The organism is Rhodococcus sp. Chr-9 (assembly GCF_000801125.1).
GTDB lineage: Bacteria > Actinomycetota > Actinomycetes > Mycobacteriales > Mycobacteriaceae > Rhodococcus > Rhodococcus pyridinivorans.
Genome location: NZ_JTIZ01000122.1, coordinates 34,682 through 52,744, shown reverse-complemented (window position 1 = coordinate 52,744; position 18,063 = coordinate 34,682). Strand labels below are relative to the sequence as shown.

At 69.2% G+C, this 18,063-nt stretch carries 13 protein-coding genes, 2 tRNA genes and 1 pseudogene; 10 read left to right on the top strand and 6 right to left on the bottom strand.

From position 1 onward, the window contains the following. Positions 1-70: 70 nt before the first annotated feature. Positions 71-143, top strand: a tRNA-Lys gene (locus QR64_RS19320). A gap of 119 nt (positions 144-262) precedes the next feature. On the opposite strand, the gene QR64_RS19315 is transcribed toward QR64_RS19320, so the two are convergent. Continuing rightward, complete coding sequence (locus QR64_RS19315) at positions 263-487, bottom strand: DUF3618 domain-containing protein (protein ID WP_006554762.1); 225 nt, start codon at positions 485-487, stop codon at positions 263-265. Positions 488-576: 89 nt separating this feature from the next. Between QR64_RS19315 and bcp the strand changes: the two genes are divergently transcribed. Next, positions 577-1,050, top strand: coding sequence for a thioredoxin-dependent thiol peroxidase (bcp, locus tag QR64_RS19310; protein ID WP_006554761.1), 474 nt, complete (start codon positions 577-579; stop codon positions 1,048-1,050). Between the two features lie 24 nt (positions 1,051-1,074). Here bcp and QR64_RS19305 read toward each other — a convergent pair whose 3' ends face one another. Together QR64_RS19305 and QR64_RS19300 are read right to left on the bottom strand one after the other, a co-directional pair. Continuing rightward, the gene (locus QR64_RS19305; RefSeq protein ID WP_039586845.1) at positions 1,075-2,445 is read right to left on the bottom strand and encodes a dipeptidase; all 1,371 of its coding nucleotides are present in this window, start codon (positions 2,443-2,445) and stop codon (positions 1,075-1,077) included. Next, positions 2,442-3,203 carry a TetR/AcrR family transcriptional regulator gene (locus QR64_RS19300; RefSeq protein WP_033096434.1) on the bottom strand — a complete coding sequence of 254 codons (762 nt, stop codon included), beginning with the start codon at positions 3,201-3,203 and terminating at the stop codon, positions 2,442-2,444. Before QR64_RS19300 ends, QR64_RS19305 begins: the two co-directional genes overlap by 4 nt. An 88-nt stretch (positions 3,204-3,291) precedes the next feature. On the opposite strand from QR64_RS19300, the gene QR64_RS19295 reads away from it, so the two are divergent. The 3 genes from QR64_RS19295 (at position 3,292) to QR64_RS19285 (ending at position 5,901) form a co-directional block, all read left to right on the top strand. Then, on the top strand, positions 3,292-4,239 hold the full coding sequence (locus QR64_RS19295; RefSeq protein ID WP_019288999.1) for an ATP-binding cassette domain-containing protein: 948 nt from the start codon (positions 3,292-3,294) through the stop codon (positions 4,237-4,239). Then, the gene (locus QR64_RS19290; RefSeq protein WP_052227377.1) at positions 4,236-5,021 is read left to right on the top strand and encodes an ABC transporter permease; all 786 of its coding nucleotides are present in this window, start codon (positions 4,236-4,238) and stop codon (positions 5,019-5,021) included. The genes QR64_RS19295 and QR64_RS19290 overlap by 4 nt, the downstream gene beginning before the upstream one ends. A gap of 79 nt (positions 5,022-5,100) precedes the next feature. Then, positions 5,101-5,901, top strand: coding sequence for a TetR family transcriptional regulator (locus QR64_RS19285; RefSeq protein WP_006554758.1), 801 nt, complete (start codon positions 5,101-5,103; stop codon positions 5,899-5,901). Positions 5,902-5,911: 10 nt separating this feature from the next. On the opposite strand, the gene QR64_RS19280 is transcribed toward QR64_RS19285, so the two are convergent. From QR64_RS19280 to QR64_RS19275, 3 genes and pseudogenes are all read right to left on the bottom strand, one after another. Continuing rightward, entirely contained in the window at positions 5,912-6,319 is a 408-nt protein-coding gene (locus tag QR64_RS19280; RefSeq protein ID WP_006554757.1) for a holo-ACP synthase, read from the bottom strand. 14 nt (positions 6,320-6,333) lie between these two features. Beyond that, positions 6,334-8,838: pseudogene (locus QR64_RS28240) on the bottom strand (beta-ketoacyl synthase N-terminal-like domain-containing protein); the annotation flags it as partial. 1 nt (position 8,839) lies between these two features. Beyond that, a partial coding sequence (locus tag QR64_RS19275) for a fatty acid synthase subunit beta domain-containing protein (RefSeq protein ID WP_235367293.1) occupies positions 8,840-15,633 on the bottom strand: 6,794 nt, incomplete at its 3' end. A gap of 414 nt (positions 15,634-16,047) precedes the next feature. Between QR64_RS19275 and QR64_RS28235 the strand changes: the two genes are divergently transcribed. From QR64_RS28235 to QR64_RS19255, 5 genes are all read left to right on the top strand, one after another. Beyond that, positions 16,048-16,569: an HNH endonuclease signature motif containing protein gene (locus QR64_RS28235; RefSeq protein WP_033096430.1), complete on the top strand. Its 522-nt coding sequence runs from the start codon at positions 16,048-16,050 to the stop codon at positions 16,567-16,569. Further along, entirely contained in the window at positions 16,566-17,066 is a 501-nt protein-coding gene (locus QR64_RS26140) for an HNH endonuclease (RefSeq protein WP_084222375.1), read from the top strand. Before QR64_RS28235 ends, QR64_RS26140 begins: the two co-directional genes overlap by 4 nt. Positions 17,067-17,083: 17 nt before the next feature. Further along, positions 17,084-17,169 (top strand) — tRNA-Leu (locus QR64_RS19265). 69 nt (positions 17,170-17,238) lie between these two features. Then, complete coding sequence (locus QR64_RS19260) at positions 17,239-17,655, top strand: hypothetical protein (protein WP_024100522.1); 417 nt, start codon at positions 17,239-17,241, stop codon at positions 17,653-17,655. After that, positions 17,652-18,029: a DUF3817 domain-containing protein gene (locus tag QR64_RS19255; RefSeq protein ID WP_006554752.1), complete on the top strand. Its 378-nt coding sequence runs from the start codon at positions 17,652-17,654 to the stop codon at positions 18,027-18,029. Before QR64_RS19260 ends, QR64_RS19255 begins: the two co-directional genes overlap by 4 nt. Positions 18,030-18,063: the final 34 nt, after the last annotated feature.

Sequence of the window (18,063 nt, the reverse complement as noted above, 5' to 3'; positions counted from 1 at the left end):
TGGCGCGTCGCGCGACGGTGTGTAATGTTCTTCTCGTTGCTGGGACGGCATCCCGGGAATACATCGTCAAGCGCCATTAGCTCAATTGGCAGAGCAGCTGACTCTTAATCAGCGGGTTCGGGGTTCGAGTCCCTGATGGCGCACAACACGAAGGCCGGACACCGGAAACGGTGTCCGGCCTTCGTCGTTCGCGGCGGTTCGGCCCCGGAACGAGGAACACCCACGCCGGGTCGGCGTGGGTGTTCCTGTGTGCAGCCGGGGATCAGCGCAGGATTCTGCGCAGTACCAGCAATCCGACGACCGTGCCGGCCGCGATCGCCGCGTACTTCTTCACCTGCGGCTGGTTCACCTTCGCGAGGATGGTCTGCTTCGTGCTTGCCACCAGATTCTTCGGGTTGGCGCGGACGCTCAGTTCGTCGAGTGTGCTCGCGAGCTGATTGCGGGCCTTCTCGATCTCCCGCTCGATGTCCTCGGTGTCCCTAGCCACGTGTCCTCCAGAAGGTCGCTGCAGTGTGCTGCGACCACGGTAATGGACGCGCGCCGGGAATGGCTGCACGGTCCACTACTGTCGCCTCCATGACCGAGAACAGCAGACTCGCCCCCGGTGATCCCGCACCCGATTTCACCCTTCCCGATGCCGACGGCAACGAGGTGTCGCTGTCGGATTATCGCGGACGCAAGGTCATCGTGTACTTCTACCCAGCCGCGAGCACCCCGGGATGCACGAAGCAGGCGTGCGACTTCCGCGACAGTCTCGCCGAGCTGAACGAGGCGGGCCTCGAGGTGATCGGCATCTCGCCCGACAAGCCTGCCAAGCTCGCGAAGTTCCGCGACGCCGAACAGCTGACCTTCCCGCTGCTGTCGGATCCCGAGAAGATCACCCTCCAGGCATGGGGTGCCTTCGGCGAGAAGAAGATGTACGGCAAGACCGTCACCGGCGTCATCCGCTCGACCTTCCTCGTCGACGAGGACGGGAAGATCGAGGTCGCGCAGTACAACGTCCGCGCGACCGGGCACGTGGCGAAGCTGCGCCGCGACCTGTCCGTCTGACGCCCGGGTGCCCGGCCGGCAGCGTTACCGCGGCGCCAGCGAGGTCAGCAGCAGCGCCTCGGCTACGGCGAGATTCTCGATCTCGGTGGGGTCGACGCTCTCGTTCGGCGCGTGGATGACGCAGCGCGGTTCCTCGACGCCGATCAGGGCGATCTCGGCCCGCGGCACGGCGCGGTGCAGCGCGGTGCACAGCGGGATCGATCCGCCCTGCCCGGCGGTCCCGACCTCCCGGCCGTAGGCGGCCTCGAGCGCCGCGCGCAGTGCGGCGTAACCCGGACCGTCCGTCGCCGCCCGGAAGGGTTCGCCGAGGACGTCGCGGTCGATGCTCAGATGCGCTCCCCACGGGACGTGGGCCTCGAGATGGGCAACGAGCGCGTCCTGGGCGGTGCGGGCGTCGATGCCGGGCGGCACGCGCAGGTTCAGGCGTGCGGACGCGCGTGGCACGACCGCGGCGGCCGATCCGACCATCGGCGGAGCGTCGATCCCGAGGACGGTCAGTGCCGGTCGCGCCCACACCGCGTCGGCGACGGTTCCGGAGGTGGGGAGCGAGACACCGTCGAGCACGCCCGCGTCGGCGCGGAAACGGTCTTCGGGATAGGGCACACCGTCCCAGGTCGCGGTGCAGTCCAGTCCGTCGACGACGGTGTTGCCGTGCTCGTCGCGCAGGGTGCCGAGCAGATGGATCAGCGCGGCCAGCGCGTCGGGGGCCGCTCCCCCGTACATCCCGGAGTGGATCTCGCCCTTCAGCGTCTCGATGTGGACGTCGACGTTCGCGATGCCCCGCAGCGTCGTGGTGAGGGTGGGCCGGCCCACCTCGGCGTTGCCGCTGTCGCCGATGACGATGAGATCGGCGTCGAACATCTCGGGTCGTTCGGCGACGAGGTGGTCGAGGCCGGCGCCGCCCATCTCCTCCGAGCCCTCGACGACGATGCGGACACCGACGGGCAGTGGGCCGTCCGCACACAGCGCCCGCAGTGCGAGCAGGTGCATAACGACGTTGCCCTTGCAGTCGGCGGCGCCGCGGCCGTACCAGCGGCCGTCCCGTTCGGTGAGCGTGAAGGGCTCGCTGCGCCAGAGTGATTCGTCGCCGGGCGGCTGAACGTCGTAGTGGCTGTAGAGCAGAACCGTCGGGGCGCCGTCGGGGGCGGGCGTGTGTCCGAGTACGGCGAGCGAGCCGTCGGCGGTTTCGATCGTCTCGACGCTCTCGATTCCCGCCTCGGTGAAGGCATCCCGCACCCAGTTCGCTGCACCGACGCATTCCTCCACCGGGAACTGGCGCGGATCCGCGACGGAACGGAACGCGACGAGCCGCGCGAGATCGTCGCGCGCAGCCGGCATCGCCTCCCGGATCCGCTCGCGGATGCGCTGCGTCGCGTCGGTGTCTGTCGCTGTCATGATCCGTCCTCCGCACGTCGGATGAGTACGTCGATTCCGTCCAGCAATCGTTCGAGACCGAAACGGAAGTCCTGCTCGTGCCATACTGCCTCGTCGTCGGCGTCGCTCCCGTCGGGGTCGAACGCGCCGCCCTCGACCGCCGCCAGCACCGAGGGGTACTTCTCGGGATCGAGGATGCGCCGCAGCATCGCCGGGGTGTCGGCCGGGTCGTCCGCGACATCGGTTCCGAGTTCCCACGAGAAGCGTGCGCGACCGATGGCGTAGAGCGAGATCATCATCACCACCTGCACCTTCGCAGGTTCGTCGAGTGGGGTGGCGGACAGCGCGCCGAGTCCCGCGTCGAGCCAGAGCAGGTTGTTGGGATAGTACGGCGCCGTGCGGATCGGGTACTGCGTCAGCCACTTGTGCGCGCGCAGACTCCGGTACTCGGCCATCGCCCATGCCTCGAGCCGTTCCCGCCAGTCGCCTCCGACCGGTAGCTCGGGGGGCGACCCGATGGCGCGGTCCCACGCGAGTTCGACGAGCTGGTCCTTGTTGCTCACGTAGCGGTACAGCGACATGGTGGTGAAACCCAGTTGCTTGGCCACCCGGCTCATCGAGAGCGCTTCGAGCCCTTCGGCGCCCGCCACCTCGATCGCCGCATCGAGGACTTGTTCGAGCGTGAGTCCCCGTCGCGGGCCCCGGGTGCCGGTATCGCTCAATCCCCATGCCAGCTGCACACTCTGCGGCAGCGGATCGTCGGGCTCGGGACTGCTCATGCTCCTCCAGATTTCGGGTCTTGCCGCCATCCTAAAACTGCGTACGCTATACACATCGGTATATTGCATACACAGTTAGTGAGATGCCATGACTCGTTCCGTTCCCGCCATCGACGTCCGGGGCCTACGCAAGTCGTTCGGCCCGACCACCGTTCTCGACGGCGTCGACCTCCGGGTCGACACCGGATCCGTCTTCGCACTGCTCGGCGCGAACGGCGCCGGCAAGTCCACCACCGTCCGCATCCTGACCACCCTGTTGCGCCCCGACGCGGGCACCGTCACCGTGGCCGGCCTGCCCCTCCCCGGCCGCGCCCACGCCGTTCGCGAGAACATCGCACTCACCGGCCAGTACGCCGCGATCGACGACGTCCTCACCGGCACGGAGAACCTCCGTCTCGCAGCGCGCCTCGCGCACCTGCCGTCGGCCGCGATTCCCGGTCGCGTCCGTGACCTGATCGAACGTTTCGACTTCGCGCACGTCGCCGACCGGCGCGCCGGCACGTACTCCGGCGGCACGATGCGACGCCTCGACATCGCCATGAGTCTCGTCGCGTCCCCGCAGGTGTTGTTCCTCGACGAACCCACGACCGGGCTCGACCCGCGCAGCCGCCTCGTGATGTGGGAGGCGATCCGCGAACTCGCCGACGACGGCGTCACCATCTTCCTGACCACCCAATACCTCGAGGAGGCCGACCGACTCGCCGACCGCATCGCCGTCCTCGACGGCGGGCGGATCGTCGCCGAGGGCACACCCGACGAACTCAAGTCGCTTGTGCGCGGCGGCTATCTCGAACTGCGCTTCTCCACCGACGCCGACCTCACCCATGCCGCGTCGGTGCTCGACGGCGAGATCGACCGGGCAGCACTGACACTGCAGGTCCACACCAAGGGCGATCTGCCCCACGTCGCCGCCCTGCTCGACCGCCTCGCCGCCGAGGCGGTCCCCGTCGAGAAGTTCGGGCTGCACTCCCCCACCCTCGACGACGTCTTCCTCACCCTCACCGGCTCCACCGACGAAACAAAGGTCGTCCGATGACACTCCTCGCGCACCCCACCCCGCTCCGCTTCGCCGCGCGCGACCACGCCGCCGTGACCGGCAGGAACCTGCGGCGGATGCTCCGCAGCCCCGACGCGCTGCTGATGGGTCTCGCACTGCCGGTCCTGCTGCTCGTGTTGTTCGTCTACGTCTTCGGTGGCGCGATCGACACCGGCACCGACTATCTCAACTACGTCGTGCCCGGCATCGTGCTGTTGTCGGCGTCCTTCGGGGCGGCACAGACGGCCGTCGCGGTCGCCTCCGACATGCACCGCGGCATCGTCGACCGGTTCAGGTCCATGCCCATCGCCCGCTCCGCCGTGCTCACCGCGCACGTCGTCGCGAGTCTGGTCCGCAATCTCGCCAGCACCGTCGTGGTGTTCGTGGTGGCCGCACTCATGGGATTCCGGCCCGACGCCCACCTCGTCGAATGGGTGGCCGCCACCGGTATCATCGCGTTGTTCGTCCTGGCGATCTCCGCCGTCTCGGCCGCGCTCGGGATGCTCGCGGGCAATGACGAGGCCGCGAGCGGGTTCACCTTCCTCCTGCTCTTCCTCCCCTACGTGAGCAGCGCGTTCGTCCCGCCCGAGACGATGCCCGGATGGCTGCGCGGTTTCGCCGAACACCAGCCGGTCACCCCGGTGATCGAGACCGTCCGGGGACTGCTCACCGGCACCGGGATCGGGTCGTCCGCGATCGTCGCGATCGGGTGGTGCGCGGCGTTCACCGCAATCGGCCTGGTCGCCGCCACAGCACTGTTCCGACAGCGGACCGCACGCTGACCTGTGGCTGCCCGGTTTGTGACACTCTGACTCACAACAAGTATTCGGGAAAGCACGGACGTCCGGCTAGCCTGGGCGCGTGGAGTCAGCAACGAACGGCCGCCGCGCCCCGCGCCGGATCGATCCGGCGCTCGAGGTTCAGGCCGAGCCCCAGGAGCTCGTGCCGCGTCGGCGGCCCACCCAGGAACGGAGCCGCCGCAAGTTCGACGCCCTGTTGGCCGCCTCGCGTGAACTGCTCACCGAGGTCGGCTTCGAGTCGTTCACCTGTGAGGAGGTCGCGTCCCGCGCCGACGTCCCCATCGGCACGCTCTACCAGTTCTTCGCCAACAAGTACGTGATCGTGTGCGAGCTCAACCGGCAGGACCTCGTCGGCGTCCAGAGCGAACTCGCCCAGTTCAACGGCAAGATCCCGTCCGTCGACTGGTTGCGCTTCCTCAACAGCTTCGTCGACCACCTCGCCGGACTGTGGACCACCGATCCGTCCCGCCGCGAGGTGTGGCTCGCGATGCAGTCCACCCCGTCCACCCGGGCCACCGGCGCCATCCACGAACGCGAGTTCGCCGAGCAGGTCGCGCGGATGCTGGCACCGCTCACCCCGGACACCCCGCGACCGCGCCGGAAGCTCATGGCCGAGGTGCTCGTCCACATCGTGTACTCGATGCTCAACTTCTCGGTGCAGGACGACCAGACCCACGCCGACGCCGTCGTCGAACTCAAGCGCATCATGGTCGCCTACCTGCAGATCGCCGAACAGGACTCACGCGCTCAGGCCAAGCGACGCCAACGCCGCGAGGAACGCGAGGAATCCGCACGCGGACAGGCCGGCCGGCAGGACACCGAAACGGATCAGGCCGAGGAAGCCAGCGCTCCCTCGGCCTGAGTCCCCACATCTACGTACGCCGGCCGTCGACCTCGTCGAGGACGACGAACGCGCCGGCCATGTCACCGTCGTGGGTCAACGACACATGGATCCGGACGCCGGTCAGCTTCTCGGCGACCTGCCGGTGCAGCCGGATGCTCGGGCGACCCCACGCGTCCGAGACCACTTCGATCTGCTGATGGATCGTCTCCGGTAGCACCGGTGGGCTGCCGAACAGCGACGCCGACCACGCCTTGATCACCGCCTCCTTCGCCGCCCACCGGGCGGCGAAGTGCCGGGCGGGATCGGAGCTGCGGGTGTTCGCGTCGCGACGCTCACCCGGTGTGAAGTTCGCCAGCATCGTCGTTCCCGTCCGACCCAGCTGTTCCGCGAACTCCGGCACCGACACGAGGTCGAACCCGACACCCGCAACTCCCATCCCGAGACCCGTGCCTACTTGCAGCCGGGCAGACCGGAGCGGTACACGTCGTCCTCACCGAGGCGAGCCTCCGGCGAGAGCAGCATGTCCGCCTCGAGCTGACGCGTGGCCGAAGCCGGCACGTGATCGTCACCGAGACGACGATCCGCGGGCCGCTGGTAGAGCGACGCTCCACCGGTCATCGCGTCCACCAGGCGACGCTTGCCGGCGACGGTGCGCTCGGCCGCCTTCGCCAGGTAGACCTCCCGGCGCTCCGCCGGGATCGCCTCGACGAACGCCTGCGGATGGACCACCGCGATCAGACCCGACACGTGCCCGAAGCCGAGGCTCGTGAGCAGACCCGCCTTGAGCGGGAGCTGCTCGCCGAACCGGATCGGCGTGCGCGGCCACACCAGGTGCTCGAACTCCGCCATCTTCTCGTCGACACAGTCGAGGCTGCGGTTCGGCGGAACCACACCCTGCGCGAGGACCTGGCACAGGCCGATCAGCTGGAAGGCGGCGGCGCCACCCTTGGCGTGACCGGTCAGCGACTTCTGCGAGACCACGAACATGGGGTTGCCCTCGCTGCGGCCCAGCGCACCGGCCAGACGCTCGTGCAGCTCGGCCTCGTTCGGGTCGTTCGCGGCGGTCGAGGTGTCGTGCTTGGAGATCACCGCGATGTCGTCGGCCGTGAGACCGAGCTTGCGCAGTTCCTTCGCGAGACCCGACTCGCGTCCACCGCGACCCGCACCGAGCGCACCGATGCCGGGCGCCGGGATCGAGGTGTGCACACCGTCGGCGAACGATCCGGCCCAGGCGACCACACCGAGCACCGGCAGGCCCATCTCGAGCGCGACATCGCCGCGGGCGAGCAGGATCGTGCCGCCACCGGCCGACTCGACGAATCCACCGCGACGACGGTCGTTGGCGCGGGAGAAGCGACGATCGCTGATGCCCTTGGCCTGCATGTCCTCCGACTTGGCGGTCGCGGACATGTCACCGAAGCCGACGATGCCCTCGATACCGAGATCGTCGAAACCACCGGCGACGACCAGATCGGCCTTGCCGAGCTTGATCTTGTCCACGCCCTCCTCGACGGAGACCGCAGCCGTGGCGCACGCCGCGACCGGGTGCACCATCGCGCCGTAGCCACCGACGTACGACTGGACGACGTGCGCGGCGATGACGTTCGGCAGGGCCTCCTGCAGGATGTCGTTCGCCCGCGACTCGCCGAGCAGCGTGTCGATGTACAGCGACCGCATCGAGGACATGCCACCCATGCCGGTGCCCTGCGTGTTGGCGACCATCGACGGGTGTACCCAGCGCAGCAGCTCGGACGGGGTGAAGCCACCGGTGAGGAAGGCATCGACCGTGGTGACGATGTTCCACAGACCCACCCGGTCCACCGAGTCCGCCATGTCGGCGGGGATGCCCCACTTGGTGACGTCGAAGCCGGTCGGGATCTGGCCACCGACCGTGCGGGTCAGCTTCGCCTTGCGCGGCACGCGGATCTCGGTGCCTGCCTTGCGGGTGACCGTCCAGTCGCCCGACTCGGCGTCGACCGACGCGACCGTGTTCTCCGGATCGGAGTCGACAAACGCGCGGGCCTCGGCCTCGGAACCGACGACGAAGGACAGGTCCTTGTCGAGGAAGACCGAGGTCAGCAGCGGAGCCGTGTTGTCGATCATCGCACCGTCGTCGCCGTAGCGGCGGATGCCGCAACGCTCGACCACCGCGTCGTGGTAGCGGTCGGCAATCTCCGCCTCGGGCACCAGCTCACCGGTCTCGGTGTCGTAGAAGCCCGGCTTGGGATCGTTCTCCCAGCCGATCAGACCCGTGACCCACGCCAGCTCGAGCACACCGGCGGCCGACAGTTCCTCGTCGACCTCCATCTCGAAGCGGGTGCGAGCGGAGCCGTAGGGGCCGAGCTCGCCGGCACCGACGATGACGACCGTGTCGGCGAGGTCGGCGGTGACCGTGCCCCACTCGGGGGTCGGCAGCTCCTCGGCGCGCGGAGGCTCGGGCAGCGCCGCGATGGTCGCGGTGCCGTCCTCGTCGGCCTCGACGGCGTCGGCCGCCTCCTGCGCCTGCTTCGCGAGCGCCGGCAGGTCGACGTCCACCTCGGACAGTCCACCGGTCAGGTCCGCGACGAGCGGAGCCTCGGCAGCGAGACGCGTGGCCTCCGGTCCGACCAGCTTCAGCAGCTCGTCGGCCATCTCGTCCGTCGACCAGGTGCGGACACCGGCAGCCTCGACAGCCTCGACCAACGGGTCGTTGCCGCCCATCAGGCCCGTGCCGCGCACCCAGCCGATGAGGGCGTGGGCGAGGGTGACGCGCTCGGCCCAGGTGCGCTCGGCGCTCCAGCGGTTGATGACCGCGTCGAGTGCGGCCTTGGCCTCACCGTAGGCACCGTCGCCACCGAACTTGCCGCGGTTCGGCGAACCGGGCAGCACGACGTGCAGGTGGGTGTCGACGTCGCGGTCGTACCCGATCTTCGACAGTCCGGCGATCAGTCGCTCGACCGACCACAGCAGCACCCGNGCCCGCGCACCGGCGTCGGCGAGCGAGCCCGCCACGCGCGGCGCGGCGAACGGGAAGAGCAGCGTCGGGGTGAGCGCGTCCTTGATGAGCTTCTTCGCACCACCGGCGACCTCGACGGTCTCGGTGCCGATCCACTCGATCAGGGCGTCGACGTCGCTGTAGGACGCCATGTTCGCGGGAACCACCCACAGCGCGGCGCCGGCACGAGCGTTGCGTGCGTACAGCTCCTTGTAGAAGCCCAGGCGGCTGTCGTTCAGCGAGGACGTGGTGACGACGACCGTCGCACCGCCGGCGAGCAGCTTCGCGGCGACGGCTGCGCCGATACCGCCCTTGCTGGCGCCGGTGACCACGGCGACCTCGTCCGCGTACTCGGCACCCTCGGTGACGACGGCGGTCTCGGCGATCGCCGCGTAGGTCTGCGCGAGCTCCGTACGGCCGGCCTCGGTGGCCTTGCGGCCCCAGAACTCGGCGTGCGCAGCCACGGTCCGACCCGCACCGATGAAGCGTTCGACGTCGAAGCTGTTCGAATCCCCCGTCGCTCCGCTCGCCCCTTCCCCGAGCCAGACGCGGGCCAGGTCCTCACGGGCGGTGGCCCAGCGGTCGTCGATCAGGACGGCCTTGCGCTCGTCGAAGGCCGGAGCGACCAGACGCGGCCAGTCGGAGCCGAGCTCCGCGGAGACCAGGTCGACGAGTTCGTCGTCGGCCTTGTCGGCCAGGCCCGAGACCTGCTCGGTGTGGCCGAGCTGCTCGAGCACGAGACGTGCGGCACTGGCGAGAACCCCGTCGCGGCCGGTGATCTGCTCGGCGAACTCGCCGAGGGCAGCGGCGTCGACCGTCGCTCCCCCGCCGCCACCGGCGGACGGCATCGACACGGCGATTCCGCGACGCGAGGCCACCGACTGCACGGCGGCGTCGATCAGCTTGTCGACCGAAGCGGCATCCGCGAGGGCACCATCGGTCAGGCCCCCCAGGTCGCCGCCGCGGACGGACGAACCGTCGCGGCTGCCGAGAGCAGCTTCGGCGGTGACGTGCGACGCCCAGCCCTCGCCCAGACCCCACACCTTGGCGACGCGGTCGGCGACGTAGGCGGGACGCTTGCCCGACGGACCGAACACCTTGCGCAGGTGATCGTTGATCGAGTCCGACAGCACCGGGCCGAAGGGGCGGTAGGTGCGGGCGAGACGGTCGACCGTGCCGGCGAGGGCACCCATGTCGGCGTCGGCGGCACCGTCGATCGCGCCGAGCGAGAGCTCGGAACCGAGGTCGACGAGCAGCTGGTTGCGGCGCGAGGACACGCCGTCGCACAGCGCCTCGATCGTGTCGGCGGGGCCGATCTGATCCGGACGCAGCTTCGTCCACAGGGCGATGAGCACCTTGGTGGCGTCGGCGGCCTTGAACGCGATGTCGTCCGGGGTCGGGCCACCGGCCGGCGCAGCGGGAGCCGCGGCGGGTGTCGGGGCCGCAGCAGCGGCGGGAGCGGACTCGGCAGCCGGTGCGACCGGCTCGTCGTCCTCGACCGGAGCCGGGTCGGTGTCGGTCGAGTACACGATCGACGCCTCGCGCTCGATGTTGAGCACCTCGACGGGCTGACCGAAACGACCGGGCAGCTTCAGCGTCTGCGACGCGAGGTTCGCGACGGTGGGCGCGCCACCGAGGCCGACCTCGACGAACCGCTCGACACCGAGACCACCGTCGGTCTCGTCGGCGAACAGCAGGTCCTGCGTCTCGATCCAGCGCACCGGCGACGCGAACTGCCAGGCCAGCAACTCGGCGAGCACCACGCGGGTGAGCTCGACCGGCTTGGCCGACCAGCTGTCGAAATCCGCGAGGACGTCGGCGAGCGGCTGCGACGGCACCAGGTCGGCGATCTCCTGGATGAACTCGCGACCCAGGTTGAACGGCTTGGGCACGAGGTTCGGGATGTACCGGCCGATGAGGATGTGCGGGTCGATCTCCTGCGGCAGCAGGGCGAGCAGACGTTCACGGAAGTCGTCGACACCGCCGCGCAGCACGGTCGAGTGGAACGGCACATCGATGCCCGGGACGAGGATGAACGCGCGCTTGCCACCGAACTCGGCGACCTTGCGCTCGATCACGGACTCGAGGGCTTCGAGGCCGGCGACCGTACCGGCGATCGCGTACTGCGAACCGCGCAGGTTGAGGTTGACGATCTCCAGGAATTCCCCGGTCTCCTCGGCGACACCGGCGACGAAGGCCTGCAAATCCGCGTCGTCCACACCGAACTGCGACGGCCGGATCGCGGCCATGCGGTAGTTCGAGCGGCCGTGCTCGTCGCGCGGCACGAGAGCGTGCATCGCGGAGCCACGCTGGAAGACCACCTCGAGGACGGCCTCGAGCGGCAGCACACCGGCGACCGCGGCGAGCGCGTTGTACTCGCCCACCGAGTGACCGGCCAGGAAGGCGTCGTCGACGAACGCACCGGCCTCCTCGAGCTCAGCGATCTGCGCGACACCGAGGGTCGCCATCGCGACCTGCGTGAACTGGGTCAGGTGCAGCACGCCGTCGGGGTGCTTGTGGGTGACACCGCGGGCCTTGAGGACCGTCGGGTTGTCGCGGACCACGGCCAGGATCGAGAAGCCGAGCGCCTCGCGGGTGTGCTTGTCGGCGCGCTCCCAGATCTCGCGGGCGGCCTTCGAGCGGGCACGGGCGTCGAGGCCCATGCCGGGACGCTGGATGCCCTGGCCCGGGAACGCGTAGACGGTCTTCGGCGCGGCGATACGGCCGGTCGCGACCATCACCAGATCACCGTCGACGCGGCAGCCGACCTCGACGACCTCGGCACCACCGTCGGTGGCGATGCGGTCGACGCGCACGTCGATCTTCGCACCCGGACGGACCATGCCCAGGAAGCGAGTGGTCCATGCCGTCAGGCGACGGACCGGCAGCTTCGCGTCCTGCTCGATCGCGGTGACGACCTGCTGGGCCGCAGCCGACAGCCACATGCCGTGGACGATCGGGCTTCCGAGACCAGCGAGCAGCGCGGCGTTGTCGGAGGTGTGGATCGGGTTGTGGTCGCCGGAGACCTTCGCGAAGGCGCTCATGTCGGTCGGCGCGACGATCACGGCATCGCGGCGGCGACGACGCGGCGTGTCGGTGACGGCCTCGGTGAGAGCGCCACCGGCGCGAACCGGATCGGCGAGATCGGCGGTGCCGGTGCGGCCGCGGATCGCGAACCGCTCGGCCAGGGTGGCGACCACCCGGTCGCCCGAGCCGTCACCGCTGTCGGCGGTGATGACCACGTCGACCTCGACGACGCGACCCAGGTCGGTGTCGGAGACACCGGTGACCTCGGCCTTGACGCCCAGGAAGGCGGGATCGGTCGGCAGACCGTTCTTGACGTCGATCGCGTGGTCCAGGTGGACCAGGTCGAGCATGCCCTCGATGACCGACAGGTCGGTCTCGGTGCGGGCGGCGCCCAGCGCGGCGAAGACGGCCGGCCAGCAGGCACCCACGAGCACATCGGGCACACCATTGCCGCTCGGCGTCAGGGTGGCGGGCAGACCCGAACCGGTGACACCGGCGTGGTCGGCGATCTTCTCCGGCAGCCAGCCGAGAGTGATACGGGCAGCGCCCTTCCTGACCTCGGGCAGTTCCTGACCGGCGGCGACACCGAGCAGAGCGGACATCGACGCATCGGCGTCGGCCTCGGTGACGACAGGCGCGCCACCGGAGACGACCGAGGCGGGCACGGTCAGGCGGATCTCGACGGCCTTGTCGCGCACCAGCGGAACCCGCAGGCCGACGTGCTCGTCGTCGAGGATCGTCAGGGTCGCACCCGTCGGGGCGTGCGAGGCAGCGGTCTCCGACTCGACGGTCCACTCGTCCAGATCACCGAGACGGTGGATCGGGTTGCGGGTCTGGCGACCCGCCCACGAGACGTCCGGCGAGGACAGCACGGCGTCGAGCAGACCCGGCGCGATGTCGCGGTGACGACGCGCGGCGAGCTCCACCGGCTCCGCGCCCTCGGCGACGAGCTCGTCGGCCGTGGCCTTCTCGAAACGGTCGAGGAGTTCACCGACCGGCTCGTCGACACGGGTGATGCCGGCAACGGCGACGGTGCCGGGGATCACGCACACCTGGTCGGCGGAGTAACGCGGATCGTGGGCCTGCCACAGCGAATCCGAACGCCACCAGCGACGCACGTCCTGGTCGACGACCGGAACGAAGTTGACGGGCTTGCCGGGGGTGCGGCACAGCGACACGAAGAACGGCACGTCGGCGGGATGCAGCACGACGTCACCCGCGTCGGGATACTGCGCGAGCAGCGACTTGATCGCGGCGTACGGGCGCTCGAGCACCGCGTCGTCTTCGAACAACGTCGGGATCGGGCCCCGGCAGACGGGATGCAGGCGGGCCTCGGCGCGCTGCAGCATGTCGCGGAAACGCTCACGCCACGACACGTCCAGCCACGGGCTGGTGTGCGCCTCGGCGAGGACATCGCCGAGATCGCTGCCGCAGTCGAACTCGGCGCCGTTGTCCGCACCGACCGCCAGCTCGAGGTAGCGCTCGAGCCACTGCAGGTAGGTCATGGTGTCGAGGTCGCCGAAGTACGGCTTCGCCGTTCCGTTCAGCGCATCGACGATCTCGGCTCGGCGCGCGGCCACGGCGTCGGCATCACCGGCGACCTCGTCGAGGAGGCGACCCGTGCGCGATGCGGCGTTGTCGATCTCGTGGATGTCGGCGCCGAGCTGGCTGCGACCGGAGGCCATACCGCCGGTCGCGGTGCCGGCGGCGACCCAGTCGGGGGTGCCGGGGGTGTCGACGAGCAGCTGCTTGACCTCGGGAGCCGTGGTGGCCTCGAGAGTCGCCATCGCGGCGGTGCCGACGAGGATGCCGTCGAGCGGCATCGCCGGGAAGCCGTAGACGGTCGACCAGCGACCGGTCAGGTACTCGGCAGCCTTCTCCGGCGTGCCGATCCCACCGCCGACGCACAGCACCAAGTTCGGGCGCGTGCGCAGCTCGGCGTAGGTGTCGAGGAGCAGATCGTCGAGGTCCTCCCACGAATGGTGACCACCGGCGCGGCCGCCCTCGATGTGGGCGATGACCGGATAGTCCGGGACCTCGTTGGCGATACGGATCACCGAACGGATCTGCGCCACCGTGCCCGGCTTGAAGGCGACGTGCTCGATGCCGGCCTCACGCAGGTCGGAGATGATCTGCACGGCCTCGTCGAGCTCCGGGATACCGGCGGTGACGACGACACCGTCGAAGGGCGCACCGGCCGCGCGGGCCTTGGGTACGAGGCGCTTGCCGCCCACGTGCAACTTCCACAGGTAGGGGTCCAGGAACATCGAGTTGAACTGGACGGCGCGGCCCGGCTCGAGCAGCTCGGTGAGCTCGGCGACGTGGTCGGCGAAGATCTGCTCGGTGACCTGACCGCCGCCGGCGAGCTCGGCCCAGTGACCGGCATTCGCGGCCGCGGCGACGATCTTCGGATCGACGGTCGTGGGGGTCATGCCCGCGAGCAGGATCGGCGAGCGGCCCGTCAGGCGGGTGAAGGCCGTCTCGACGGCGATACGGCCGTCGGGCAACGCGACCGGCTTCGGAGCGAACTCCGACCAGGCACGCGGAACCTCGGGCTCGGCGCCCGGGGTGAGGAGATTGCGCTGACCGCCGCGGGTCGCGGCGGCGATGATGCCGACGCCCTGACCGCGCAGGCCCGAGCTGGTCATGCGGGTGAGGAGCTCGCCCGGACCGAGGTCGAGGATCCACGAGGCACCGGACGCGACGACGGAGTCGACCTGCTCGACCCAGTCGATCGGGGCGACGAGGATGGCCTGCGCCAGGCTGCGCGCGAGCTCGGAGTCGAGCTCGCAGCGGGCGGCCCAGTCGGCGACCTGCTCCACAGCATCCGCGAAGGCGGGGTGATGGAAGCCGACCTCGGCCGCGACGGGCTCGAAGGTCGGGGAGAACACGGCGCCACCGCGCTTCTTGGCCTCGCGCTCACGGGTCTCCGCGGCGGAGATCTGCTCGCAGCGTTGCTGCACGCGCTCGAGAGCGGCGGGCGGGCCCGACAGCACGACGCGACGACGGGCGTTGCGGATCGCGACGACGGCGCTGCGCTCGGGGTCCTGGCCCTCGAAGACCTCGGCGACGATCGCGCGCAGGCGCTCGGGGTCGACGTTGGCGACGGCGAGCATCGGGTACTTGCCGGCGCCGGAGATCAGGCCGCGGCGGCGACCGACGAGGGTCGCGGCGGCACCGATGAGCTGGGCGATCGCGAGGATCTCGGCGTCCTTGCGGCCGGCGGCGGCGACGGACTCGACGGCGAGGACGCCCTGCGAGTGGCCGATAACCGCGCTCGGTGCGACGGAGTCGACGTCGAGGCCCTGGTTCGCGAGCGCGCGCAGCGCGGCGACCTGGGTGAGGAAGACGCCGGGCAGCGACACGGCGGCAGAGGTGAGAGCTGCTTCGGAGGGGCCGGAGGGCGCGTCGTCCTCGTCGGCGAGTTCGGCCTCGAGGATCCACGCGACGGGGTCGAAGCCCGTCGGGCGGACCACGACGAGGTCGCTCGCGACCGGGGCGAGGTGCGCGGTGGCGCGGTTGACCAGGTCGGTGAGGGCCGGTTCGAGTCCGTTGTCGCGGCTGAGCTCCTCGAGCGAGGTGAGCCAGGGAGCGCCCTGGCCGCCGAAGGCGAGCGCGTAGGGCTCACCCGCGAGGAGCTTGTCGACCAGGGCACGGGCCGGAGCGGCTGCCGTGGACCGATCGGTGGTGCGTCGTGATGCCTTCGAGTTCCGTCCGTTGTCGCCTGGTGTGGTCTCGTCGATCGTCACGCGTGTGGTTCCTCTCCTGAACACCCCGGCGTCGAGGCTTCGTGTGTCAGCGCTGCGCGCCGGTGTGCTGCTGGACTAGTGGTCCGCTGTTCGGGCACGCCCAGGTTCGCACAAAATCATGAGGAGTTCCTCATGTTTTGTTTCCCGCAGTTTGCCCGGCACCTCTCCCACCAGTGATTTCGCTCACACACTCGCTCGAAAGTAACTGGTCGGTAACCCGAATCACTCCTGGCTGCGCCGATGCGTGGACGTCCATGAACCCGAGGAATCCCTCACGTTTTTCGTTATCAAATCGTTACCTGTTGACGGGCGTCGCGGATCGTGCATCGCAAGATCGAAAAGGTGTCGGACCCCCTCGATAGCCTTTCGGGCGAATCGAACAAATATTCGATAGGGGGCTCGGTGGGGAGAAGGGTGAAGTACACGCGGGAGGTTCTCGAGGAGGCGGTACGCAGTTGCTCCAACTTCGCCGAAGTCATGCGGCACTTGGGGCTCAGACCCAACGGTGGGCACCACACCCACTTGAGTCGCAGGATCAAGGCACTGGGCATCGACACGTCCCACTTCACTGGACAGGCTCATCAGAAAGGCAGGCCTGCACGGAATCGACTCCACTGGTCCGAGGTGCTCACGCTCGCACCGGCCGGCGCGAACCGGAAGGAGGGCAAGATCCTCAGGCGCGCCCTCCTGGAATACGGACGGCCGCACAAGTGCGAGAAATGCGGTACAGGCCCGGAATGGTTCGGATCTCCACTTGTGCTTCACGTCGATCACATCGACGGCCACCCGCACGACTCTCGACCCGAGAACGTGCGCTTTCTATGTCCGAACTGCCATAGCCAGACACCGACCTGGGCCGGACGACGCCGTGGCGTCGATCCCCTCGTACAAGCACCCCTCAGTTCGAGTCTCCGGCCGCGGACGAAGGCACGATGATGCGGCCGGTCAAATACACGAAGGAGATCCTGGAAGAGGCAGTCGTGAAGTCCACCAGTGTGGCGGGGGTGCTGCGACATCTCGGGCTGAAACAGTCGGGCGGCGCTCATACACATATCAGCCGCCGAATTCGCAGACTCGGCATCGATACGTCTCATTTCACCGGACAGGCCCACCAGAAGGGCCGACCACCGAGAAACCGACTCGCATGGACCGAAATTCTCACCCTCAAGCCGGTCGGATCCAATCGACAGTCCCCGAAACGGTTGCGTCGCGCACTCGTCGAGTCGGGACGTCCCCACAAATGCGAGGGATGCGGAATCGAGCCGATGTGGTGCGGAGCGCCTTTGACGTTCCACATCGACCATATCGATGGCAATCCCCACGATTCCCGACCGCACAACGTCCGCTTTCTCTGCCCGAACTGCCATAGCCAGACGCCCACCTGGGCCGGGCGACGCCGGTTCACCTTCGGCGAGGAGGACCAACTCTCGTGACGTATTGTGTCCGTGACGCGCGAGTGGCGGAATGGCAGACGCTCCAGGCTTAGAACCTGGTGCCCGTACGGGCGTGGGGGTTCGAGTCCCCCCTCGCGCACCACGTGACCTCACCCACGGTGCACCGACCGGTCTTGGCAGGTCGGTGCACCGTTCGGGTACCGTCGAGGGCGTGTCCGAGCATCGCCCTCCCCGCCGGTTGGCCCTGATCATCCTGGTCCTGGTGGCCGCGGCCGGATGCCTCGGTCTCGGCTACTGGCAGTGGGTCCGGTTCGAAGCGGTCGGCGGCACCTACCAGAATCTCGGCTACGCCCTCCAATGGCCGGCCTTCGCCTTCTTCTGCGTCTACGCCTACCGGCGCTTCGTCCGCCTCGAGGCCGAGGAGCAGGAAGCCGAGAGCACCGGCGGACGACGCCCCTCCGAGCCGGACGAGCCCACCGAGATCCCCGAAGATCTTCTTCCCACCCGTCCGCGCACGCTCGCTGAGGCACGCGAGCAGGAGGCCGCGGATCCCGACGCACAACAGATCAACGAGTACAACGAGTACCTCGCGCAGCTCGCGCGCAGGTCCGATAGGAGCGCTCAGTGAGCACGACCCCCGAGCAGGCGTCCGGCCAGGCCACCACGCCGCGCGTCGTCAGTGAGGCCGACCGCAAGAAGATCCGGTCGGCTCTGCTGCGTTACCGCGTGCTCGCCTACGCGACCGGTATCTGGCTGCTGATCCTCACCGGTGAGATGGTCGCCAAGTACATCATCGGTGTCGAGAACGTGCCGGCCTGGATCGCGATCGTGCACGGCTGGGTGTACGCGGTGTACCTGGTCCTCACCTTCGACCTGTCGATCAAGGTGCGCTGGCCGATCGCCCGGACGGTGTGGACGCTCCTGGCGGGCACCATCCCGTTCCTGTCCTTCTTCGTCGAGCACAAGCGCACCCAGCAGGTGAAGGCCGACTTCGGCGTCTGAGCCGGTNGGGCGGATCCTCTCGAAGGATCCGCCC